The sequence below is a fragment of the Blautia sp. ZXY-1-C6 genome (assembly GCF_056339875.1).
Window position 1 is genome coordinate 22,878 of record NZ_JBWJVQ010000159.1, and the last position, 18,093, is coordinate 40,970.

At 42.8% G+C, this 18,093-nt stretch carries 17 protein-coding genes; 15 read left to right on the top strand and 2 right to left on the bottom strand.

Annotation, left to right across the window (positions count from 1 at the left end; translation table 11 throughout):
* Positions 1 to 51: 51 nt before the first annotated feature.
* Genes AC075J_RS07195 through AC075J_RS07220 form a run of 6 tightly spaced genes read left to right on the top strand, consistent with a single transcriptional unit; the run spans position 52 to position 6,051 of the window.
* Complete coding sequence (locus tag AC075J_RS07195) at positions 52 to 2,346, top strand: pyridine nucleotide-disulfide oxidoreductase/dicluster-binding protein (protein WP_476390186.1); 2,295 nt, start codon at positions 52 to 54, stop codon at positions 2,344 to 2,346.
* Entirely contained in the window at positions 2,346 to 2,567 is a 222-nt protein-coding gene (locus AC075J_RS07200) for a DVU_1557 family redox protein (RefSeq protein ID WP_005427475.1), read from the top strand. Before AC075J_RS07195 ends, AC075J_RS07200 begins: the two co-directional genes overlap by 1 nt.
* On the top strand, positions 2,568 to 3,101 hold the full coding sequence (locus tag AC075J_RS07205; protein WP_476390187.1) for a class I SAM-dependent methyltransferase: 534 nt from the start codon (positions 2,568 to 2,570) through the stop codon (positions 3,099 to 3,101).
* Positions 3,102 to 3,104: 3 nt separating this feature from the next.
* Positions 3,105 to 3,536 carry a DVU_1555 family C-GCAxxG-C-C protein gene (locus AC075J_RS07210; protein WP_022380796.1) on the top strand — a complete coding sequence of 144 codons (432 nt, stop codon included), beginning with the start codon at positions 3,105 to 3,107 and terminating at the stop codon, positions 3,534 to 3,536.
* The gene (trsS, locus tag AC075J_RS07215) at positions 3,533 to 4,858 is read left to right on the top strand and encodes a radical SAM (seleno)protein TrsS (RefSeq protein ID WP_476390188.1); all 1,326 of its coding nucleotides are present in this window, start codon (positions 3,533 to 3,535) and stop codon (positions 4,856 to 4,858) included. The genes AC075J_RS07210 and trsS overlap by 4 nt, the downstream gene beginning before the upstream one ends.
* Complete coding sequence (locus AC075J_RS07220) at positions 4,855 to 6,051, top strand: DVU_1553 family AMP-dependent CoA ligase (RefSeq protein ID WP_008708079.1); 1,197 nt, start codon at positions 4,855 to 4,857, stop codon at positions 6,049 to 6,051. The genes trsS and AC075J_RS07220 overlap by 4 nt, the downstream gene beginning before the upstream one ends.
* Positions 6,052 to 6,126: 75 nt before the next feature.
* Here AC075J_RS07220 and AC075J_RS07225 read toward each other — a convergent pair whose 3' ends face one another.
* Both AC075J_RS07225 and AC075J_RS07230 read right to left on the bottom strand, forming a co-directional pair.
* Positions 6,127 to 6,864 (bottom strand): DUF5714 domain-containing protein, encoded by a 738-nt coding sequence (locus AC075J_RS07225; protein ID WP_008708080.1) that lies wholly within the window; start codon positions 6,862 to 6,864, stop codon positions 6,127 to 6,129.
* 5 nt (positions 6,865 to 6,869) lie between these two features.
* Positions 6,870 to 7,901, bottom strand: a complete 1,032-nt coding sequence (locus AC075J_RS07230; RefSeq protein ID WP_026649015.1) for a 3-deoxy-7-phosphoheptulonate synthase — start codon at positions 7,899 to 7,901, stop codon at positions 6,870 to 6,872.
* A gap of 291 nt (positions 7,902 to 8,192) precedes the next feature.
* Here AC075J_RS07230 and AC075J_RS07235 point away from each other — a divergent pair, with 291 nt between their 5' ends.
* From AC075J_RS07235 to AC075J_RS07275, 9 genes are all read left to right on the top strand, one after another.
* A complete protein-coding gene (locus AC075J_RS07235; RefSeq protein WP_022380801.1) occupies positions 8,193 to 8,429 on the top strand; it encodes a hypothetical protein in 237 nt (78 codons plus the stop codon).
* Positions 8,430 to 8,505: 76 nt separating this feature from the next.
* Entirely contained in the window at positions 8,506 to 9,024 is a 519-nt protein-coding gene (locus tag AC075J_RS07240) for a GNAT family N-acetyltransferase (protein WP_020437248.1), read from the top strand.
* Between the two features lie 31 nt (positions 9,025 to 9,055).
* The gene (locus AC075J_RS07245) at positions 9,056 to 9,754 is read left to right on the top strand and encodes a metallophosphoesterase (RefSeq protein WP_120062313.1); all 699 of its coding nucleotides are present in this window, start codon (positions 9,056 to 9,058) and stop codon (positions 9,752 to 9,754) included.
* A gap of 165 nt (positions 9,755 to 9,919) precedes the next feature.
* Entirely contained in the window at positions 9,920 to 11,005 is a 1,086-nt protein-coding gene (locus tag AC075J_RS07250) for a leucine-rich repeat protein (protein ID WP_120062312.1), read from the top strand.
* A 21-nt stretch (positions 11,006 to 11,026) separates the two neighbouring features.
* Positions 11,027 to 12,394: a vWA domain-containing protein gene (locus AC075J_RS07255; protein WP_476390200.1), complete on the top strand. Its 1,368-nt coding sequence runs from the start codon at positions 11,027 to 11,029 to the stop codon at positions 12,392 to 12,394.
* 55 nt (positions 12,395 to 12,449) lie between these two features.
* Complete coding sequence (locus AC075J_RS07260; protein ID WP_476390189.1) at positions 12,450 to 14,006, top strand: ATP-binding protein; 1,557 nt, start codon at positions 12,450 to 12,452, stop codon at positions 14,004 to 14,006.
* Between the two features lie 170 nt (positions 14,007 to 14,176).
* Positions 14,177 to 15,880 (top strand): purple acid phosphatase family protein, encoded by a 1,704-nt coding sequence (locus AC075J_RS07265; protein WP_476390190.1) that lies wholly within the window; start codon positions 14,177 to 14,179, stop codon positions 15,878 to 15,880.
* 23 nt (positions 15,881 to 15,903) lie between these two features.
* A complete protein-coding gene (locus tag AC075J_RS07270) occupies positions 15,904 to 17,052 on the top strand; it encodes a YibE/F family protein (protein WP_476390191.1) in 1,149 nt (382 codons plus the stop codon).
* A gap of 513 nt (positions 17,053 to 17,565) precedes the next feature.
* Positions 17,566 to 18,078, top strand: coding sequence for a hypothetical protein (locus AC075J_RS07275; RefSeq protein WP_476390192.1), 513 nt, complete (start codon positions 17,566 to 17,568; stop codon positions 18,076 to 18,078).
* Positions 18,079 to 18,093 lie beyond the last annotated feature (15 nt).

The window sequence follows — 18,093 nt, forward strand, 5'->3', positions numbered from 1 at the left end:
AGGGGAGACGGGAGACTGTCTCCCCTTTGGAAATGAAAGGAGTATCGGGTTATGACATATATACAGGAGAGAGGTTCCACTCATGTTTATCACGTAAATCGAATGTCAAAGGAAGAGATGGATCATATGATCGGCCTCTGTGTTCATGAACAGCCGGCGTACTGTGTTGCAGCCTGTCCTTTCAAAGCAGATACAAAAGAAATGCTGTTTTATGCTGCAAAAGGAAATTTTAAGAAAGCTCTGGGGATCTATGAGAAGATTACACCATTTCCCATGATCCTCTGTAACGGATGTACTGCACCCTGTGAGGAGAAATGCAGACTCTGTGAGCTGGGTGATGGCATATCTATACGTGAAGTAGAGCGTGCCATTGTCCGATATGGGGAACCTGGAAAACGGAGCAGTGTATTTCGTATCAGAAAGAAAAAAAAGGCTGTGATCTTTGGCTCAGGATTATTCCCGCTGTTTCTTGCAGGGGAACTGGAAAAGAAGATGTATCCTGCAACCATTTACTGTCAGGAGAAAGATTATGAAGCCTATATTGCAGCAGCAGCTCCAAAGCTTTCGGAATCAGATCGCAAAAATGAGGTAAAACGTCTCAGTTCCATGGACCTTTCCTTTGAATTTGGATGCAGTCTTGACCTTCCGTTTATCAGAGAGAAAATGAAGGAGGCAGATGTGGTCTGTGCTTCAGAGGAGGTGGCCAAAAAGCTGGCTCCAGAGGAAACAGCAGACGCAGAGATCATGCTGAGAGAACAGGCGGGAATTGTTAGCGGTCCGGTCCGGTCTGTGATGGATGCGGCTTTTGCTGCAAAGAGAGCTGCTCTGACTGTAGACCTCCTTGTACAGAATCTTTCGCCCCACAGCAACAGAGGCAGTGAAAGAGCAGTTACTACCAGGCTCTATACAAATATGGAAGGGATAAAAGGCTCCAAAAAGATTCCCTGCAGCACAGATGGATATTCAAAGGAAGACGCTATTGAGGAAGCAAAGCGATGCATTCAGTGCCACTGTGATGAGTGTATGAAAAGCTGTGTCTATTTAAGTGAATATAAAAAGCACCCTGGTCTTCTTGCACGTGAGATTTATAATAATACCCAGATCATTATGGGAGATCACCAGATGAATAAACCGATGAATTCCTGTTCACTCTGCGGACAGTGTACTGTAACCTGTCCAAATGGGTTTGATATGAGCCAGGTCTGTAAATCTGCAAGAGAAAATATGGTATCTACAGACAAGATGCCTCTGGCTCCTCATGAATTTGCATTGATGGATATGCTATTTTCCAATTCAGAGGCTTTCTTATGCAGACCTCAGCCGGGATATGAAGCCTGCAGATATGTATTTTTCCCAGGATGTCAGGCAGGAGCCATAGCGCCGGATGTTGTCACAGAGGCATATGAGGATCTGTGCAGGAGGACAGAGGGAGGTGTTGCTCTGATGCTGGGATGTTGTGGTGCCATCAGTGAATGGGCAGGACGCTATGAAATGACAGAAAAGGTAAATGAACAGCTGAAGCAGGAACTTGCAAAGCTGGGAGATCCCATGATCATAGCAGGCTGTCCAAGCTGTATGAAACAGTTAAAAGAGAGTCTTGGTGCCAGAGTCACAGGAATCTGGGAAATCTTAAAGGAGATCGGACTTCCCGGACAGGCAAAAGGACTGGAGATACCTGTTGCAATACATGATGCCTGCGGTGCCAGGAGAGATACACAGACACAGGATACAATAAGAGAGCTTCTTGCAGATATGGGGTGTACTGTTGTAAATACAGAATATTCCAGAGATCTGTCTCCCTGCTGCGGATACGGCGGACTGACTTCCTACGCTAATAAAGAAATGGCAGATAAAATGACAGAAAAGTGTCTGGAACGATCCGATGCCCCATATATAACATACTGCATGGCATGCAGGGACCGATTTGTCAGGGAAGGCAGGGAATCCAGACATATCCTGGAACTTCTGTATGGCACAAATGCCGTCAATATGCCGGATATCAGTGAGAAACGCTACAACCGGCTTATGCTAAAAGAGAAGCTTTTAAAAAATATATGGAATGAGGAACTGATGATGGAGAAAAAAGATTATACCGTTGCATATACAGAGGATGCCATCAGTATGATGGATGAACGTATGATCCTGAAAAGTGATGTGGAGCGTGTATTATCAGATTACAGAGAAAACCAGGAAGCGATCTTTGATGAAGAGACAAAAGAACTGGTGACAAGGAGCAGACTTGGAAATGTAACATTCTGGGTGCGATTTGTGGAAACAGAAGAAGGGTATCTGGTACGTAGAGCATACAGTCACAGAATGAATATTATGAAAAGGGTGGGACAGTAATGGCAGTAGAGAGAACATATTATACCATTGATCCTGAGGGAAAGCTGACCTGCATGAAATGCAAGGTTCCTCTTGTAAAAGGAAAAGCAAAATTTATGTATCTGGAGAACGGTTTTCCTGTTGAGATGCCGGTCTGTCCAAAATGTGGCTTTGTCTATGTTCCGGAGGAACTGGCTCTTGGAAAGGTTCTGGCAGTGGAACGTGCACTGGAGGATAAATAGATGAACAGACATCCCGGAGGGGAAGAGCAGACAATTCATCTTCTGAAAAGAATAGAACTGAAAAAAGGAATGAAAGCGCTGGATCTGGGAGCAGGAGAGGGAGAGACAGTGCGGATCATGAAAGCATTTGGTCTGAACGTGCAGGGAGTGGATCTTGCTCCGCGAAGCAGTGAGGTGCAGAGGGGAGATTTTCTGGACCTTCAGTATGCAGCAGACAGTATGGATCTTTGTATCAGCCAGTGTGCATTTTTTGTCAGCAGAGATCAGAAAAAGGCAGTTTCTGAATGCTGGCGTGTACTGAAAAAAGGTGGATTTCTTTTACTGTCAGATCTGGATCCGGGCAATCTTTTGGAAATTGTGAAAGAAACAGGGTTTACGATTCTCTGTCAGGAGGACCAGACTGCTCTCTGGAGAGAATATTATCTGGACGCAATCTGGAATGATTTATTCTGCTGCGAGGATCATAAGCTTTTGCAGAAAGAATACAAAGGCAGAAAAATAGGCTATACCATGATAGTTGGCAGAAAGGAGTAGTGTATGGATCTTTATGAAAGAATAATGGAATTAGGCAGCATGGGATATCATTGTTCACAGATCATTATGATCATGACTCTGGAAACTATAGGAGAGGAAAATCCACAGCTTGTAAAGGCAATGGGAGGCCTTGGGGGAGGAATTGGTTATTGTGGAGATACCTGTGGGTGTCTGACAGGAAGTGCCTGTGCCATCGGATATTTTCTCGGCAATCTGGCTCCTGAGGAGAAGGAAGATGCACAGATGAAGCCGGCTGTACAGGAATTATATCAGTGGTTCCGCCAGAAGACAGAGGAAGAATTCGGAGCTTTTTACTGTAAGGATATCACTCATCTGGACTGGGGTGTGATCATGGAGAAATGTCCTGGACTTATTGCAGATACTTATACAAAAGTTATGGAAATTCTGACAGAGCGGGAGGTACTGGAGCTTTGATCACCATCGGCAAAACAAAGAGTGTCTGTCCGGAATGTATGAAGGTAGTTCCTGCCATAAAAGGTATCGGTGAAGACGGGATCTATCTGGTAAAGGAATGCAATGCTCATGGAAAATTTCAGACCCTGATCTGGGAAGGAAATGCAGCAGATTATCTTTCCTGGGGAAGAGAAAATCTCTCAGCAGAAACGCCTGTAAATCCGAAGGTTAAAGAAAAATCCTGTCCGGATAATTGCGGACTCTGTGAGGAACATGAAAGAAAAGGCTGCTGTATGATCCTGGAAGTTACAAAACGCTGTAATATGCATTGTCCTGTCTGCTTTGCTTCAGCAGGAGAAGACAGGGAAAAGGGAGATATTCCCATCTGTGAAATAGAAAAACAGTATGATTTTCTGATGACTCACGGAGGTCCCTTTAATATACAGCTTTCAGGAGGAGAACCAACCATGAGGGACGATCTGCCTGAAATCATACATATGGGAAGAGAAAAAGGATTTACATTTTTTCAGTTAAATACCAATGGGGTCCGGCTTGCCAGGGAGGAGGGGTATGCCGGAAAGCTGAAAAAAGCAGGACTGAATACAGTATTTCTTCAGTTTGACGGTGTGACAGATCAGGTTTATGAGACTTTACGTGGACAGGCTATGATGGAACTGAAGAAAAAGGCGGTCTTAAACTGCTCAGAAGCAGAGCTTGGTATTGCTCTTGTGCCGGTCATTGCGCCGGGAGTAAATGATATGCAGGTAGGGGATATCCTGAAATTTGGTCTGGATCATATGCCCTTTGTTCGTGGCGTACATTTTCAGCCTATCAGTTATTTTGGCAGATGTTCCCAGAAGCGCCCCCAAAATCCCATCACCATACCAAAGATGCTGAGGCTTATTGAAGAACAGACAGAGGGACTGATGAAAATTGAGGATTTTGCAGGCGGCGGCGCAGAGAATCCCTACTGCTCCTTTCATGCAAGTTATCTGAGAAAAGGAGAGCAGGAACTGAAGCTTCTTGAAAAAAAATCAGGAAAAGGATGCTGCTGTACTACCAGTGATGATTCCAGGCAGTATGTGGAAAATCAGTGGAGCTACAGTACAAAAACCTATGATGAGGGAGAAATGACACAGACAGATGCGCTAGATGAGTTTCTGATCCGGATACATAATGAAACCTTTGCAGTATCAGGTATGATCTTTCAGGATGCCTGGAATCTGGATCTTGACCGTCTGAAACGCTGTTATATCTGTGAAGTGGATCCTGATCACGGAATGGTACCGTTCTGTGCATATAATCTGACTAATCTGAAAGGAACATATTTATACAGAAAGTGAAACGATCCAATATAGATGCAATGATCTGTAGGCAGGAAAAAATTACAGATATTACAAGGGAAACAATAAACAAAATACAGCTGGATAAACTGAATGCTGTTCTGAAAAGAGAAAAAGAAAGGCAGGGATTTTATAGAGATCTGCCGGAAAGGCTGGAAAGCCTTGATGATCTGAAAACCCTTCCCTTTACAACGGAATCCGACCTTGCTCAGAAAGGGGGCAGGATGTTACTGTGCTCTCAGGGAGAAATACAGAGGATCATTTCAGAACAGACAAGCGGAACAACAGGTGCAGGTAAACGTGTATTTTATACAGAAGGAGATTGTGAACATACCATAGAACTTTTTATGGCCGGACTTGGTGAGTTTATTTATCCGGGAAGCAGGACTATGGTTGCCATGCCGTTTTCAGGTCCTTCTGGACTGGGAGAACTGATCGCAGACGCAATCAGACGTATAGGAGCACATCCCCTTTTAACCGGGAACAATAAAACCTATGGTGAGTTAAAAACAATTCTGGAAGAGGAGCGGCCGGATACTTATGTAGGTATGCCGACAGCACTGCTTTCCATGCTCAGAATGTGTGGAAAAGGCAGTATAAAGAGAGCACTGATATCAGGGGATGCCTGTCCGGAAACAGTAATGAAAGCAATAGAAAAAATTTTGGGAACACCACTCTGGCCTCATTATGGTTCCAGAGAGATGGGACTTGGGGGTGCGATTTGCTGTCAGGCTCATGAGGGCATGCACATGAGGGAGAATCATTGTATCACAGAGATCATAGATAAAGAGGGAAATGTTCTGCCTGACGGTCAATGGGGAGAACTGGTGATCACAACCATTGGGATGGAGGCACAGCCTCTGATCAGATACAGGACCGGCGATCATACACGTATCATCCCCGGAAAATGTATCTGCGGAAGTGAGGTAAGGCGTCTGGATTTTGTAAGGCGCATCGACCAGTCCAAAAGTATGAGAGAAATGGATGAATTACTGTTTCAGTTTCCGAAACTGGTAGATTACTGTGTAAGGAGTGTTGGAGGGAAAAAAGAAATCACAGCACTTTTTATATCAGATAACGGAGAAGAACTGATCAGAAATGTCTGCACAGAGAAGAATATTATTTCTTTGGACTGCAGAAAAGCAGAATGGAGCGATAGGGCATTGTATCCTGCGAAACGTATTATTTTATAGAGAAACTATTAGAAAACAGAACGAAACCCATTGACTATCAGTCGGATTTCGTTCTGTTTTTTATTTTATGAATAGTTATTTGTTCACAGGATAATACGGACAGTCCTCTCTGATACATTCTTTATTATCTTCAAAATATTTACATAGTACAGAAGACAGCGGAATCTTTACAGAGCTGAACTGCCTGTAAAACCTGATCGCTTCTTCAATAGCAATTCTGCTGGTGCGTTTACAGCAGCGCGGACCACCAACATCAGCCAGTTTGGATAAAATAACAGAGACAAGCTTCTGAGGAAAGGGCCATGCATCCTTATGGAGGGGACCGGATCCGGTCATAACAGACATAAAGATTCCGGCACCTGCTGCTGCACCACACACTCCCCAGTAACCGCAGGTACCACCGGGAACCTGCCTCGCTCTTTTACAGATTTCAGATAATGCGGTATCGTAATTCATACGCTCTCCATTATTGCGAAGTGCAGTCAGAAGAACACTGGGAACAATGGCATGATGTTCAGGTCCATGCATGTGGACAGAAGGAAGGTCCATGATCTCTTCCAGAAGCAGCAGGGGATCCTTCTCTGTGCTGCTTCTGAGGGCTATGATCACCGGTATATAAGTACCATAGCTGTGACAGGCATCACAGACAAAATGGCCATTTTCACAGACAGCATTTGTCAGCTGCTCTTTGTGGCAGATGCTGCAGGTTTTCACAGAACTTTCGACGCTGTATGTGACCGGTGCTCCACAGATCAGGCAGCCTGAAAAATGTTCTGTCTCTCCACAACAGCAGGAATTATTTGTATTATCCATAAAAATCAGCATTTCTCAGCAATATCATAGATAAGCCGTTCTGTATCTTCCCATCCGAGGCAAGGATCTGTGATGGAACAGCCAGGAGTCATATGATCACTGATATCCTGGCGGCCTTCGAGAAGGTAACTTTCGATCATAACACCTTTAACCAGCTTTCTGAGGTCTGGATTATAGTTACGGCTGTGAAGTACTTCTGAAACAATACGGATCTGTTCCTTGTATTGTTTGTTGGAGTTTGAGTGGTTGGCATCTATGATGATGGCAGGGTTCTTAAGATCTTTTTTGGCATACAGAGCAGACAGACACATCAGATCTTCATAGTGATAGTTAGGAATAGTCTGTCCGTACTGGTTTACACCACCTCTGAGAATAGTGTGTGCCAGATCATTTCCTGAAGTTTCCACATCATTTCCTCTGTAGATGAAGTGGTGTGGATGCTGTGCAGCAGTGACGGAATTCAGCATAACAGAGAGATCACCGCTGGTAGGATTCTTCATACCGACAGGAATATCCATGCCACTGGCAGTGAGACGATGCTGCTGGTTCTCCACAGAACGTGCACCTACAGCTTCATAGGAGAGAATATCATCCAGATAGCTGCGGTTTTCAGGATAAAGCATCTCATCTGCAGAAGAGAGTCCTGTCTCCTGCATAACTCTCATGTGCATCTTGCGGATAGCAATAATTCCGGCAAGAAGGTCAGGAGCCTTATCAGGGTCTGGCTGATGAAGCATTCCTTTGTAACCGTCACCTGTGGTACGGGGCTTATTTGTATAGACTCGCGGGATGATCATCAGTTTGTCAGAGACTTTATCTGCCACTGTTTTCAGTTTGCGTACATATTCGCAGACTGTATCTTCGTTATCAGCGGAACAAGGTCCTACAAGGACGATAAATTTATCTGATTCACCGGTGAAGATACGGCGTATTTCTTCATCGCGCTGTTTTTTTACTTCTTTGAGTTCCTGGCTGAGAGGGTACTGAGATTTCAGAACCTCCGGTAAAGGGAGCTCGTGATTAATTTTCATAGACATGATTTATTTCCTCCATATAAGTACATGCAGATCTTTCATAATGCCGGAAGTCAGAAATATTTTGTACCTGACCGGACTGCCTGCATATTTTCCTTCACAAGTATAACATGGTGTTATCTAAAATTCCAGTACTTTAGCACTTTAAATCGACATATTTTGAGAAAATGTAATCAGACCGTTTTTTATGCCTGTTTCTTAGCTTCACAAAAATGCTTTCAGATGTTACAATCAAATAAAAGGTATTAGGAAAGAAATATCAAAAGAATACCAAAGAAAGCCGGGGTGAATGTTATGGAGATTAAGAGTATTCTGATAAAGGATACAACCAGAGAGGAAAGAAAACAGATTGTGGAAGAATCTTTTGGGAATATTTCTGCAAGCTGTGATGGCTGTATGGCGGGACTGGCAGAGATGTATCAGGAATATATTGATGGTACGAAGGAAATCCGCGACATTAACATGGAGTTTAATGCACACTACGTACGGGAAGATCTGGATGAGAAATCAAAGAGAAGCTGCCCGATGTAGATAAAACAACTATATGGGAAACTGGCAGATTGCGAATATGCAGGAAATAACAAGATAACAGGAGAAGGATATAAAAATGAGTACAAACAATATGGATAGATTTGAATTCAGATGTATCAGACCGGAGGAGACACAGCAGGCGATAGAGATCGAGCAGATCTGTTTCCCGCCAAATGAGGCATGTTCCCCGAAAAGTCTGACAGAGAGAATAAAAGCAACAGCAGAAACATTTCTGGTAGCTGAGGATAAGGAAACCGGAAAGCTGGCTGCATTTCTTAATGGAGTTCCTACAGATGAGGAGGCTTTCAGAGACGAATTCTTCACAGATATTTCCCTGAGTAATCCTGAAGGCAAAAATATCATGCTTCTGGGTCTGGATGTCCGTCCGGAATATCGTATGCAGGGACTGGGACGTGAACTGGTATCCCGATACTGCCAGAAGGAAGCACAAAAAGGACGAAAGAAACTTTTCCTCACCTGTCTGGATGAAAAAGTGAAGATGTATGAGAAATTCGGCTTTACAGATCTGGGTCAGGCAAACTCCACCTGGGGCGGAGAAGCCTGGCATGCCATGAGCATCGAGATTGGAAGATAATTAACGAGCAGAACAGACAGGAGAGTGTACAATGAGCCTATACGCAATCGGTGATTTTCATCTTTCGTTTACAGTCAATAAACCTATGGATGTATTTGATAAAAGATGGAAGAATCATGTGGTTAAGATCGAGAAATACTGGAAGAGAAAAGTGACAGAGAATGATACAGTAGTGATTACCGGAGATCATTCCTGGGGGAGAGATCTTGCAGAGTGTCAGGCGGATCTGGATTTTATTATGGCTCTGCCGGGCAGGAAGATTCTGCTTAGGGGAAATCACGATATGTTCTGGGATGCGAAGAAGACAGAAAATCTGAATGAGATGTTCAGAGGAAAGCTGGAATTTTTGCAGAATAATTTTTATACATATGAGGATTATGCGCTGGTGGGAACCAAAGGCTACTGTTATGAAGGAAAAGACAGCTATGAGCATTTTCTGAAGATCAGAGAGCGGGAGTTGGGGCGGCTGCGCTGCTCTTTTGAAGCGGCGAAGGCAGCAGGATATGAGAAGTTTATCATGTTTCTTCATTATCCACCTACAAGTATTGGAGAGATGGAGAGTCCGTTTACCCTGATGGCACAGGAATTTGGCGCCGAGAAGGTGATCTATTCTCACTGTCATGGAGAGAAGCGGTATGATGACAGCTTTAAAGGCTATGTGGATGGAATAGAGTACAAGCTGGTGTCAGGAGATTATCTGAACTTTAAACCGGAGCCAGTATTATGCTAATGGTAATCTTTATATCGGTATTCGATTATAGGTGGGTAGTGGAGTGCGAATATCTGTTTAATATTAAGCATCAGTAGTATAGAAAAAATCCCTGGGAAGTATTATACTTTTCAGGGATGATTTTATGTGCTTTGAGAGAAAATATCTTCGGGGAGAAATGAGAAAATGAAGATTTACTACAGAGAGAAATCTGGCGGGATTGAAATTCTGCGGTGTTTTGGAATAGAGGGCAGAGTTGAGATTCCGGGAATGATAGATGGCAGATTGGTGATCAGTGCGGCACCGTATGCATTCTCCAGTCATATGGATGAGAAAGAAGAACTGAAAAATGCCAGCCTGTGGGAAGTGTCAGAGGGTCTTGGGTTTGGCAGAGAAGAGCATGTTCTGGCAGGAAATGACGTGGAGGAGATTGTTTTTCCTTACACTTTAAAAGAGATTGGACGATATATTTTTTATGGCTGCGGGAATCTGAAAAAGCTGGAGTTTTCTGACAGTCTGATGCAGATAGGCTGTGGTGCATTTACAGGCTGCCATGCATTGGAGAAGCTGACTGTTCATATGAGACAGGGAAAGAAGTCAGGCGTTAAGGAAATGCTGGGCGAGATGTGGCAGAGGATAGATGTAAACTTTCTTTCTGAGTATGAAGAAGCCAGACTTGTATTTCCGGAGCATTATGATGAGGCGGTTGAGAACACTCCGGCGCGTATTTTGTATACGGAATATCATGGATCAGGCAGTAATTACAGGCAGTGTTTTTATGATAAGGAGCTGAATTATCAGGAATATGACAGGCTTTTTGAAATGGCGGTAGCCATGGATAAGCTGGAAGTTCTGGTTGATATGTCATTTGGCAGACTGGAGTTTCCTTATGAACTGACCGGGAAAGCCAGGGAGAATTACAGGGAATATATCCGTAAGAATCTGGGAGATATTGCAGAATATCTGGTAAAGCAGGAGGATATGCACAGATTGGAAGTGATATCCTCGCAAAAACTCTGGACACTGGAAGGAATTGATTCTGCGTTAGATTGTGCATCTAAGAGAAAAGAAACGGAAGTATCCGCATTTTTGATGAATGAAAGAGCAAATCTGGTGGATAATACGGCAGGAAGTGAACATATAGATGTGGATAAGCTGCAAAATAGTCAGGAAGCTGACAGGACAGAGCAGGGGAAAAATGAACAATCACAAACTACAGAAAAATCTTTGAATAGAAGAACTATACTAAGAAAAAAGAGGTTTGAACTGTGATAGATATAGAGGAAAATAATGATGCAGCCAGAGGATAAAATACAGGAAATAGCAGAAAGAGCAGAGCGTTTGCAGGAAATCGGCAGCAGTATTCTCAGGGCTGCGCGGGATGAATTATATCTGGGAATGCGGTTTTTGGATGTGGCGCTGAGCAGTTTTTCTTATCAGATGGATGGTCAGGTCCATGGATTTGGAACGGATGGAAGAGTGATGTATTTCCAGCCGCAGATGCTGGGAGGCTTATATAGAGAGAACAGGATTCTGGTGAACAGAGGGTATCTGCATATGGTATTCCACTGTATTTTCCGGCATTTTGCATGGAGCGGTACAGAAAGTAAGAAGAGGGCAGACGATGGAATCACAATCCAGGAACGTATGCGTGATCTGAGTTGTGACATTGCAGTGGAGCATATGATAGATGGGATGAGCTATCGGAGTATCCGTTTCTCACGCAGTCTTCTGCGAAGGGAAACCTACCGTCTCCTTGAAAAAGAGGGAAAAACCCTCAACGCACAGAGAGTATATAAAATATTGTCAGAATGGAATCTGAACGAAAAGGATCTTACAAATCTGGAACAGGAATTTCGCACAGATGACCACAGATACTGGGAAAGTAAGAAACCGGATCAGAAACCGAATCCCATGCTCAGCCGCAAATGGGGGGAGATTAATGATGGAATCGAGACAGACCTGGAAACCTTTTCACAGGAGGCAGGTGAGCGGGACGGAAATTTCCTGGAGCAGATAAAAACAGAGAACAGAAGACGATACGATTACAGAGAATTCCTGCGGAAATTTGCAGTTTTTCACGAAGAACTTGCAGTGGATGATGACAGTTTTGATTACAATTTCTATACCTATGGTCTGCGCCTCTATGGAAATATGCCGCTGATCGAACCACTGGAATCCAAAGAAGTTAAGAAGATAGAGGAGTTCGTGATCGTCATCGATACCTCCATGTCCTGTTCGGGAGAACTGGTGAGAAAGTTTCTGGAAGAAACCTACGGTGTACTTAGTGAAAGCGAGAACTTTTTTACAAAAATAAATGTACACATCATTCAGTGTGATGAGAAAGTCCACACAGATAAAAAGATTACTTCTCAGAAAGAAATGAAAGATTATATGGAACACCTGGAACTGTATGGAGAAGGTGGAACAGACTTCAGACCTGCATTTGAATGGGTGGACAAACTGTTGGAACAGCATGAATTTCATAACCTGAAAGGATTGATCTATTTTACAGACGGATTCGGAATTTACCCGAAGAAAATGCCGCCATATAAGACTGCGTTTGTGTTTATGCAGGATAATTACAGAGATGTGGATGTACCTGTATGGGCCATGAAACTGATCCTGAATGAGGATGATTTTGAGAAGCCGGACAGGTAATGAAATAAAAAACTGAGTAAAAGTAAGAAGTGTTCAGCAGGAAAGGATTTACATTATGGATATAAAACGAGCAAAACAGGAGATAAAAGATTCAATAGAAGCATACCTTGCGAAGGATGAATTTGGAGAATATCTGATCCCTGCCATACGCCAGAGACCGATTCTCCTTATGGGGGCACCGGGAATCGGTAAGACGCAGATTATGGAACAGATCGCCAGGGAATGTAAGGTAGGTCTGGTATCTTATACCATCACACATCACACCAGACAGAGTGCAGTAGGACTACCCTTTATCAAAGAGAAAACCTTTGGAAGTGAAAGTTTTTCTGTCACAGAATATACTATGAGTGAGATTATTGCTTCTGTCTATGAAAAGATGGAAAAAACAGGTCTCAGAGAAGGGATTCTTTTTATTGACGAGATCAACTGCGTCTCAGAAACTCTGGCGCCGATGATGCTCCAGTTCCTTCAGGGAAAGACTTTTGGCAATCAGAAAGTACCGGAAGGCTGGGTGATCGTGACGGCAGGAAATCCACCGGAATATAATAAATCGGTCCGTGAATTTGACGTGGTAACCCTCGACCGAATCAAGAGAATTGATGTACAGCCGGACTTTGAGGTATGGAAAGAGTATGCCTATGAACAGGGAATCCATCCTGCTGTGATTTCTTATCTGGAGCTTCGCAGAAAGAATTTCTACAGAATGGAAAATACGGTAGACGGCCGTATTTTTGCCACCGCCAGAGGCTGGGAAGATCTTTCCAGGCTGATACAGGTATATGAAACACTGGGCAAAGAAGTAGACAGAGAGGTGGTATATCAGTACATCCAGCATCCCATGGTTGCCAAGGATTTTGCTTCGTATCTGGCACTTTACAATAAGTATAAGACAGATTATGCAGTGGAGGATCTGCTTCAGGGTAAATGGACGCCCATCACTCTGGGCAAGATTCGCAATGCTTCACTGGATGAGCATCTGAGTATTGTTGGTCTGCTGAATGGAAAGCTCAGTCAGTTATTTGCAGACTGCTATTTTATGGATGCTTATGTGACAAAGCTCTATGGTTACATGACAGAATACAGAGATAACCTTCCGGAAATGACTCTGGAATTCATTTATAAAAAGGCAGAAAATGATTTTCAGACTGCAAAAAAATCTGAGCTCCTCACTAAAAATGAAGAAAAAGTATTTATCCGTACAGTAGATTTTCTTGAGAAATTATGGATAGAACTGAGGGGAGAAACAGGTTCTGAAGATAAAACAGTAGATAATAAAGCTGTTGAAATTTCGGAAAAAGATACTTATGAGCAGGTAAAAACAGCTTTTGCAGAGGTGGCTGACAACCTTGAAGCTCAGACAGAATATATTTCTCAGACGCTTCAGAATGTTTTTGATTTTATGGAAGCAGCCTTTGGTGACAGTCAGGAAATGGTAGCCTTTATCACAGAACTGAATGCCAATTATTACAGCCTCTGGTTTATCCGTGAGAATGGTTCGGATCAGTATTATCGCCACAATAAAGGTCTGCTTTTCGACAATCGTCAGAAGCAGATTCTGGGACAGATGGAAGAGCTGGAGCAGGGGAACAGCTTTCCTCCTGTATTAAAATGATTGTATCTCAGGGAGATATGAAACTTAACAAATAGCTGCTTTTGTTAAGGAAAGTGTAAATGTCTGTCAAACATAAGCAAACCTGATTGTTTTTTGAAAATTTGGGTGATATACTCCACTTGTCAACAAAAAAATAATATTTTTTGAGTGAAAAGGAGTCTACTATTATTATGAAAAGAAAACTAATTGCAGGTCTTTTGACAGCTCTTTCAGTGACTATGGTTTGTCCTTCTGCATATGCATCTACAGATCATTATACAGACAGCAGCGTGGTTGGTGCTGATTCCGGATGGTCTGACTGGGATGCAGCCTGGGAAACAACAGCAGTTGATTTTACAAAGGTATCTTTAACACCTGGTGCTGATGATACGCAACTGAACCTTGCATGGTACAGTGAAAAAGGTGACAGCGATGCAACACCTGTAGTTCATTTCGGAACAGACAAAGACAATCTTGAAACCTTTGAAGGAACTGCCGGTGATGTAGACCAGAGTCTTACAGGAGACAAGGCATATGAATATAATCATGTAACAGTTACAGGTCTGGAGCCGAATACAACTTATTATTACACAGTTGAAAAAAACGGTGAGCAGACAGAGGTATCTGAGTACAAAACACAGGGTACAGATTCAGTAAAAATTCTCTATGTAGGTGACCCGCAGATCGGTGCTTCCAAAGGTCAGACACAGAATGGAGCAGAGCTTACCAATGAGTCTGGTGCAGCCAATAAAGCAGCAGAAAACGACGGTTTTTCATGGAACCGTACTCTCAATACTGCACTTGAGCAGAATCCGGATATCAACTTTGTGATCTCTGCAGGTGACCAGGTTAACAAAACCGGTGAAGCAAAAGAGGAAGAATATGCTTCTTATTTAAATGCAGATGCTTTGAAGGGACTTGCAGTGGCAACTACAATTGGTAACCATGATTCTCTGAATGAGGATTATATGTATCATTTCAATAACCCGAATAATACAGAAAATGGTAAAACTCAGGCAGGTGGTGATTACTACTACAGCTATGGAGAGGGTCTTTTCATTGTTCTGAATACCAATAATTACAATGTGGCAGAGCATCAGAAAACAATTGAAGAAGCTGTCAAAGCTTATCCTGATGCAAAATGGAGAATTGTAACCATCCATCAGGATATTTACGGATCAGGTCTTGACCACTCTGACACAGACGGTATGATCCTTCGTACACAGCTTACACCTGTATTTGATGCAAATGATATTGATGTGGTTCTTCAGGGGCACGATCATACATACAGCCGTTCCAAAATGCTTTATGGTGACGGAAAGACTCATGGTAAATATGAGTTCAGTCTGAATGCAGACGGAACAGATTATGACTGGGATCATGCAACAAACGTAGATACACAGGAACAGATCGCACTTGCACCGGAAGAGGGAGACACAGATGCACAGGCAGCACTGGATGCATTCCATGAGGATAATAACTGCTACACAATTGAGGATGTTGACGGAGATACAGTTACAGATCCACAGGGGATTCTCTATATGACAGCAAACTCAGCTTCCGGTTCCAAGTATTATGAACTTCTTTCCACTCAGCAGGATTATGTGGCAGCCCGCAGCCAGAACTGGCTTCCAAGTTATTCTGTAATCACATTAACTGCAGATACCTTTGCGATTGATACTTACCAGATCACAGATGACGGTAAGGCGGAAGCAATTGATTCTACATTTAAAATTAAAAAGACTGGTGCAGACGCAGCTGATGCTTCTGCAGATACTACAGACGGTTCCTCAGATGATACAGACACTGTTGCAGACACCACGGACAGTGCTTCAGACACCACAGAAGTTGCAGATACATCCGCAGATGCAGCAGCTGAAGCTTCTGAGAATTAAGATAATCTTTCGCAAATAGTTTCATGAGTATGAAAAAAATAAAATTTACCGGGCTGCTTACCAGAAAAAAAGCAGTCCGGTATCTTATTTATATTTTGTTTGTCTGTGTGTTCGCTGTTTTTGTCATTAAACTGAATCAGGTGGAAAAAACAGAGCTGGTGGTCCGGACAGGACAGACATTTGAGAAAGCAAAAGTAGTAAAAATCCTTCAGGATAATCTGGAGGAAAACGGAACCCGTGTGGGTGAGCAGAAGGTTCGTGTCCGTATGCTTACAGGAGTGAGAAAGGGGGAAGAGCTGGATATTACAAGCAGCTCAGGATATCTGTTTGGCGCTGCCTGCAAACCGGGGATGAAGGTAATTGTCATGCAGAGTGTTGCAGGTGATTCTACAGTTGCCAGTGTTTATACCCAGGACAGAGAAGGAGTTATCTATATTTTTGCACTGATCTACCTGCTGGTTCTCTGTCTGATTGGTGGAAAGCAGGGGATAAAGGGATGTCTGGGACTTGTCTTTACATTCTTCTGTGTGATCTTTGTATATCTGCCTCTGGTGTACCTGAAATATTCCCCCTTCTGGACTGCTGTATTTGTATGTTTTATCACTACACTGGTCACGATGTATCTGATCGGCGGACCTACACGGAAAACCTGTGCGGCAACACTTGGAACCCTTGTTGGTGTTATTCTTGCCGGGGTTTCTGCCTGGTGTTTCAGCAAGGCATCAGGAATTTCCGGATACAATGTTTCGGATATTGAGACCCTGATGACTCTCTGGAATACCAATCGTATCCAGGTTGGAGGTTTGCTTTTATCCGGTCTTCTGATCTCCTGTCTGGGGGCAGTTATGGATGTTGCCATGTCCATCAGCAGTGCCATTGATGAGATTTACAGACAGAATCTGTCTTTATCCAGAAAAGAACTTTTTAAGGCTGGACTGCGTGTGGGAAGAGACATGATGGGAACAGACAGCAATACGCTTATACTGGCATTTGCAGGAAGCAGTGTCAGTACCCTTCTTCTTGATTATTCCTATAATCTTCCGTATCAGCAGATCATTAATTCCAATAATATCGGAATTGCGATCATGCAGGGGCTGGCAGGCAGTTTTGGGATCGTGCTTTCTGTACCTTTTACTGTGCTGATCTGCACAATTCTTTTTCATAAAAAATAAAGCTGAATCATATATGAGAAGGTCACCCTATGATTTCCGGGTGGCTTTCTTTTGCGGTTACTGTTCAAGGGTATGCATAAGTCATTGTAAAAAGTGACGAATTTTAACCGAATCAAGTAAGTCCCCTGCGGAGGTTGCGAAAAGCAATAAGCAGGGGACTTACTTGTATCAGGAGGAGTGCAAGCAAAGATGTCACCTGTAAGTGGTATAATTATTTCGAAAACGCTGTACTGGTATAACATGATGGATTTAAAATCCTGGTGCTTTAGCGCTTTAAATTGACATATTTTTAGAAATTTTTATGAGGAGGTTTTTTATTGGAAAATAGCAGTACAATTTTTGTAAGCAAATGAAATGTCGCCCAAAAAGAGACCACAAAAAATATGACAGGTGTATTATGAGAATATCTTTAAAAGGTGATTTAAGCGGTAACGCTATATATCATACGTTGTGGATATATCTCGCTGTTGCTATAATAAGTATACATAAAATACCGATAGATGAGGATGAGAAATGTTATTGGACAGGTCTTTTAAGACAAAACTAAATGCTTACATAGTGAAAAATTATACAGAGCTTTGTAGAGATGATGACCAATACCTTATGTGGGATGCGTGTGAATCATTAGCAAAGGATGCGGGACTGACAAATAATGAAAGTCTGGATTTAAAGAGCCTGATAGATGAAGTGGGAGATACTTTTCACGACAAATTGTTCCAGTATATTGATAATAGTGGCATGACGGATGTAGAAATTTACAAAAAGGCAGGATTAGACAGAAAGCTTTTTTCAAAAATCCGCAGCAATCCGGCATATCATCCGGGAAAAAATATCGTACTGGCACTGGCTATTGCCCTGGAACTGGATATAAATGAAACAAATGATCTTCTATCCCGCGCAGAGTATGCTTTTTCACCGTCAAACAAAGGGGATCTGATCATTAAATTTTTTATCGAACATAAAGTATATGACCGGATGGCAATTAATTTTATGCTTGATGAATATGGACAGCCGATTCTGGGTTAGGGCATGCAGATTGTG

What these genes read in the sequence shown, in the direction of transcription:
- AC075J_RS07195 (WP_476390186.1), top strand. Translation starts at nt 52, where the DNA reads ATGACATATATACAGGAGAGAGGTTCCACTCATGTTTATCACGTAAAT.
- AC075J_RS07200 (WP_005427475.1), top strand. Translation starts at nt 2,346, where the DNA reads ATGGCAGTAGAGAGAACATATTATACCATTGATCCTGAGGGAAAGCTG.
- AC075J_RS07205 (WP_476390187.1), top strand. Translation starts at nt 2,568, where the DNA reads ATGAACAGACATCCCGGAGGGGAAGAGCAGACAATTCATCTTCTGAAA.
- AC075J_RS07210 (WP_022380796.1), top strand. Translation starts at nt 3,105, where the DNA reads ATGGATCTTTATGAAAGAATAATGGAATTAGGCAGCATGGGATATCAT.
- AC075J_RS07225 (WP_008708080.1), bottom strand. Translation starts at nt 6,864, where the DNA reads ATGGATAATACAAATAATTCCTGCTGTTGTGGAGAGACAGAACATTTT.
- AC075J_RS07230 (WP_026649015.1), bottom strand. Translation starts at nt 7,901, where the DNA reads ATGTCTATGAAAATTAATCACGAGCTCCCTTTACCGGAGGTTCTGAAA.
- AC075J_RS07235 (WP_022380801.1), top strand. Translation starts at nt 8,193, where the DNA reads ATGGAGATTAAGAGTATTCTGATAAAGGATACAACCAGAGAGGAAAGA.
- AC075J_RS07240 (WP_020437248.1), top strand. Translation starts at nt 8,506, where the DNA reads ATGAGTACAAACAATATGGATAGATTTGAATTCAGATGTATCAGACCG.
- AC075J_RS07245 (WP_120062313.1), top strand. Translation starts at nt 9,056, where the DNA reads ATGAGCCTATACGCAATCGGTGATTTTCATCTTTCGTTTACAGTCAAT.
- AC075J_RS07250 (WP_120062312.1), top strand. Translation starts at nt 9,920, where the DNA reads ATGAAGATTTACTACAGAGAGAAATCTGGCGGGATTGAAATTCTGCGG.
- AC075J_RS07255 (WP_476390200.1), top strand. Translation starts at nt 11,027, where the DNA reads ATGCAGCCAGAGGATAAAATACAGGAAATAGCAGAAAGAGCAGAGCGT.
- AC075J_RS07260 (WP_476390189.1), top strand. Translation starts at nt 12,450, where the DNA reads ATGGATATAAAACGAGCAAAACAGGAGATAAAAGATTCAATAGAAGCA.
- AC075J_RS07265 (WP_476390190.1), top strand. Translation starts at nt 14,177, where the DNA reads ATGAAAAGAAAACTAATTGCAGGTCTTTTGACAGCTCTTTCAGTGACT.
- AC075J_RS07270 (WP_476390191.1), top strand. Translation starts at nt 15,904, where the DNA reads ATGAGTATGAAAAAAATAAAATTTACCGGGCTGCTTACCAGAAAAAAA.
- AC075J_RS07275 (WP_476390192.1), top strand. Translation starts at nt 17,566, where the DNA reads ATGTTATTGGACAGGTCTTTTAAGACAAAACTAAATGCTTACATAGTG.